The organism is Pontiella sp. (assembly GCF_041622395.1).
Lineage (GTDB): Bacteria > Verrucomicrobiota > Kiritimatiellia > Kiritimatiellales > Pontiellaceae > Pontiella.
Genome location: NZ_JBFJYW010000268.1, coordinates 1 through 5,233, shown reverse-complemented (window position 1 = coordinate 5,233; position 5,233 = coordinate 1). Strand labels below are relative to the sequence as shown.

The window sequence follows — 5,233 nt, the reverse complement described above, 5'->3', positions numbered from 1 at the left end:
GTGTAGCGATTGCCGATTGCCGATTGTTGATTGGCGATTGAAGCACCCAAACTATTTCGGACATCGAGCACATTGCCATACGCATCGTAATCGTAGGACTCAACCACGGAACCACTTCCATCGACCAGTGCAAGGACGGTGTTTTGGTGGTCTTTTACGGGGTAATACGTGGCGTTTGAGGCGTGATCCGTGAACGACAGGAGGTTATCGATGCCTTTGCCCCAGACATAGGTGCGGAGGAGGTTGCCGGATGCATCGAGATCGGCGACGACTTGATTGCCGTTATAGATGTAATATTCCGCTGTGGCAGGCGAGCCGCCTGCGATACGGGAAACCTTGCGCCCGAGCACGTCGTAGGAATATCGAATATCGAACAAGGAATCACGAACTGCTGAAGTAAGCCGATAGCGCTCGTCCCATTCGAGGTCGAGTTCGGTGCCATCGTTGGAAACGAGGTTGGTGGTGTTGCCGGCGGCATCGTAGAGGGCGGAGCCTTGGGTACCCCAAGTGGCGAGGCGGTTGCCCGTGCCGAGGGCGTAGGTGTTGGTGGTTCCATTATCAATGACGGAAGTGCGGTTACCTGCAAGGTCATAGTTGTAGACCAAGGACGAGGTGGAACTCGTCCCTCCAACTGTACGGGTTTCGCCGATCAGGCGGTCGAGCGAATCGTAGGCATAGGCCACTTGTGCCTCTTGCCCATTGCCTAGTGCCTGTACTTTATTCGTGATCATCGAAGCAGCATCATACGCATAGTCGATGGATTGGATCAGGGAGCCATCGGATGCCGTGTAGGTAATGTTTGTTGCGCGGTCAAGAAGGTCATAAGCGTAGGTGGTTGCGATACCGGAGACCGTGTTGGAGACAGTTGCAACCAATCCATTTTCCGGCGAATAGGAATAGATGAAGCTCTGAGCCTCAGCAGTTGCTCCCCCTTGGTCGCCACTGCGCTCAGTGGTGGAAATATTCGTTAGTCGTTCGGCGGCATCGTATTCGTATGCGGTCGAGGTGGTACTCGCCCCTCCAACCGAAACGATGGCATTCGTGACGTTGCCTATTAGATCGTATTGATAATTAGCCACAGTGGATACAGTAGCAACGGAAGTCGTGGTGGAAGTTAAGCGATTCAACCAATCATAGCTGTTGGTGATGCCGGAAGCATCATCGGCAATGGATTTTAGCTGACTGTCAGGATAATAGCTGAAGGCTACGGTTTGGGCAGGCAAGGACGCCTGCCCCACATGATAGTAGGCTGCGCTTTCAAGTCGCCCTCTATCGTCGTAGGTGTTGGTGATGGCGGAACCGTCGAAGCGGGTGATTTTCCGGACCATGTCGCCGAGGCCATAGTCGATGTGCATCACCTGCTCATCGATGTTGGTGATGGAGGTGACGCGGTCCTGGATATCCATGGCATAGCCCTCGACCGTGCGCTGGTTGGGCTCGGTGATGGATACGGTATTGAATTGTTCATCATAATCAAATGCGATGCGGTGCGGCGTTTGCGAGCCGTCTGTATTTTCGAGATAGCGCGTGACGGAGGTCAGTTTGCGGGTCGGCGCATAGGTATAGTCGGTGTGCCGCCCTGCTCTATCGATCCGATTCGTTACATAGCCCATGGCATTGTAATCGTTGGTGATCCCCCGTCCATCGGCAAAGGTCGTGCGTTCCAACCAGCCTTGGGCGGTGTAGTCGAAATCGACTGTTCGCCCGGTGCTTTGTCCACTTTCAGCGAGGACTTCCGCGGTATCGGGATTTCCATACGCATCATAGATGGTTTTGAGTTGCGGCCCCACTAGGGGAGTTACAGTATCGGGATAGCCGTTTGCATCGTAGGTGAAACCGACCGTATGCTCATTGGCGTTGCGGATCTGTTGAAGCTGGCCATCGGCATAATAGGTAAAGTGGGTATCATGGCTTTGGGTTTCGGTGTAAAATTCCTTGATGACCGCGACATGGCCGTTGGTGTAAACGGTTTCGGCCCGGTGCCCGTCGGCATCTTCCACCCAGACCGGGAGGTTGAGCTCCTCATTGTACCCGGCGCTCATGACTGGCTGCGGATCGGCGCCGTTGTAGGCGATGGAAAGGTTGGTTACGTTGTGGCGGTCATCGTAGGCCATGTAGGTCGAAAACGTTTCGCCGAGAGCGGTGTCGAACTGCTTTTCCTCCGTCATGTCTTCGCCGTTGTATTGATAGTGGAAGCCGCGGGTACGGGCGTCGGTCAGATCCACGCCGGGACCGTATTTATATTCGCGCATTTGGGTCTTGGAGCTGTAGTGATGCTCGTAGACGGCGTTCTGCCCCCGCGCGGGGAAGGTCATGCGCCGGGTGGTGTCGTTGACATATTCCACCGTTTCGGGCACCCAGTGTCCATTAATATCCAGTCCCGTGCCCCGATGGGTCAGGCGTGGCTCGCCCACGGTCGGGTGATAACCTAATGTAGCGCCCCCGCCGGAACCGTCCGCAGTAACAAACCGAGCACCATGGCTCCACTCGTCGAACACATTGTTGTCGATCGCGGTCTCGTAGGTAAAATTGTATTCATGCCCCGCCGGGTTGGTCTTCTTCGTGAGTAGGTTTTCCGTATATTGATAGTCGAAGGCGAAGGCCTCTCCGTTGACATACCGCGTGGCGCTGTCGAGTTGATCGTCGGTGTTATAGCCGAACTTGACATAGAGGTCCGCCGAAACATCCACGCGATCGAGCCGATCCCCAACATAGGTAAAGACCAAGGCCTGTCCGTTGGAGTGCTCCGCACGCTGAAGCTTGCCGTCCGTATAGGACAGGGTAATCGCATTGCCCCACAGGTCGCGGATGGCGGTCATGCGCCCCTGCGCATTGAAGACGCGTTCCATGCCGCCGGGCTGCTTCAGCACAAAGAGCTCTCCGTCCTTTTCGATGGTCCAGTTATCATCGTCGGCATAGTAGATGCCGTCGCTCTTTTGGTTGAAGGTGACGCGGTTGCCGTCGCCGTTGAACAGCTCGATCCAGGCGTTCACCTTGCTGCTTATCCCACCGAGGGAAAGGGAATTGTCCGCGGCATAGTCCAGCCCATCCTCGAAATTTTTCACCGCCGTGCGGATTTGGTCGTAACCCACTTCCGCATGGGAAACCACGGCACCGGCAGCATCCTTCAGCTCAAACGCGGCAAAGCTGCTTCCCCCCGCCTGGGCAGTCGCCACCACGGCATCGTGGTATTCCTTCAACGAAGTACGCGCCGAGGCATAGGTGACGCCCGAATCGGACCACTCGCCCCCGGAGGAGGTTCCAATGCTAAACGAGGGACGGTGTACCTGCGCGACCGGAGTATCGGCATAGGCGTCGAACGCGCCCGTCAGAGCGCTTTCGCAGGAACGGACCGAACCATAGTTTTCCGCCGTTGCGGCCTTGAGCAAAGTGTTATCGGGCTGGCGGTGTTCGAACGCATTCAGATCTGCGGCCTGCCCGGAACCCAGCGCAACGGCGCGGATCTTATCCTCGTGCGCCCGCAGGCTGTAGCGCGTATTTTCGCGGTCGATGCCGGATTGAATGTCGGTATCGGGAATGGCGGAGGCATAGCTGGCAATTTTCGGTGCAGGAATCGTATCGCCGACGGAAAATTCGGCCGCACTGTAGTTCATGCCCACGACCGGCAGCGCCGCCCCGTTGGCCGCCGTGATTCCATCGATGACCGCTGCGGGGCGGTCCCCGATGCGTTCCATCGTGATTTCGCCCGATTCGAAGGCAAGGAACGAACTGCCCGCATCCTGCATCACATACGTATCCATCGGAATCGCCCGACTCTGGAACCCCGCCACACCGACCGGAACCATGCGCAGATTGGAATCCGACCCGTGGCTCACCGTACCCAAATCATAGGCGGTGGAATCAACGCTGCCTTCGCTTTTGGCCAGCATGATCCTTGCTCCCACCACGCCGTTATCGTACTTGGGCGGTGTAAAATTGTTCACCAGCTCCATGGTTTCGGAAATATGCCAATCCATCGAATGCGACCAGCCCTTGCCCAGCGGCCCTTCATAATAGGTTTCACGGCTGTTGTAGCGGCGGGAGAACGTCAGCGGAAGACCGGGCGTCGGCAGCGAAATATCCAATTCAACAAACCAGCGGTTTCCGGTATAGATATTGATGGGATCGCCCTCCTCGTTGCCATCGCCGTCCATCCTCCCTAGCGGTCGGGCATTCGCCATGGCAAAGGGTGCCATCCAGGCATTCGCCAGCGCGATTACCAACAGGCTGGAGAGTGTCTTGATGCTACGTTTTCCGAAATTCATTCCTAGTTCCCCCATTTCCGCAACGCAGCAGTTGCCGCAATACGAACGTTCTCGTTTTCATCTAAAACCAGTTGTTCCAAATCCGTTTTACCGGACTGCGTTTCGCCCAGCAGATAGATAGCCGCCAGGCGTACGCCCCAGTTTTGCGAGCTATCCGCAGCCCATTCCCGGGCCGAACCTACGGCGCTCGGCAGTTTAAGCTCCCCGCAAATCTGCAAGGCCGTCATACGCGCCTCCGCGCAGGATTCCGCATCCTCCAGAAGGGCTTGGGCACTGCGAGCGACCTCCGCATCCGTAACCCGGGCGGATTCGACCCGCGAAACTTCGCGCAGGCCGATCAATGCGGTAGAGGCAATCGTGCCGAAATCGTTCTCCGACAGAGCTTCCCGGAAAATGTCCACCACGCGGCCCTTGTCGGCCTCGGCCAACGTACCGGGATTATCGATGTACACCGAAGCAAGATGCTGGAGCGCATAACCGCGCATCGTATCGCCCTGCGCCGTTTCGCCGTAGACCTCGGCAAATGTATCCACCGCGTCACTCAACCCACCGGGCTGTTCGCGCAACACATCCATGATAAAGTTGCGGACGGCATATTCCACGGAAAGATAGTTCGCTTCGCCAACCGGGTTTTGGACGAGGTATCCCATCAAAGCCTTGCGCTCGTCTGCGCTCTTTTCGCCGGGCAGCTTGTTGATCGAAAGCCAATGCCGTCGTTTAGCATCCGGATCCAACATGCGAAGAACCGCCGGAGAAAGCCGCGCCGGATCATGAGCGTATTTCCCGGGAGCCTCTTGAACGGATTCTGCGCAAGCCTCTTCGTCCGCAGGGTTTTCTGGAACGACAGCGGTCAGGCTGGACGCTTCAACCACGTTCCGCTGGAGCGCGCCGGGTTCCATGGCCTTACTTTCCATCGGAACAACGGAAGCACCCGCTTCAGTCTCCAGAGCACGATCGCTGCTGCGCAT

At 56.9% G+C, this 5,233-nt stretch carries 2 protein-coding genes; both read right to left on the bottom strand.

Annotated features, from left to right (window positions below):
- A partial coding sequence (locus tag ABYO54_RS13675; RefSeq protein WP_372808806.1) for a DUF6531 domain-containing protein occupies positions 1–4,265 on the bottom strand: 4,265 nt, incomplete at its 3' end.
- A gap of 2 nt (positions 4,266–4,267) precedes the next feature.
- Positions 4,268–5,233, bottom strand: a 966-nt coding sequence (locus tag ABYO54_RS13670; protein ID WP_372808805.1) for a HEAT repeat domain-containing protein, incomplete at its 5' end; no start/stop codon positions are given.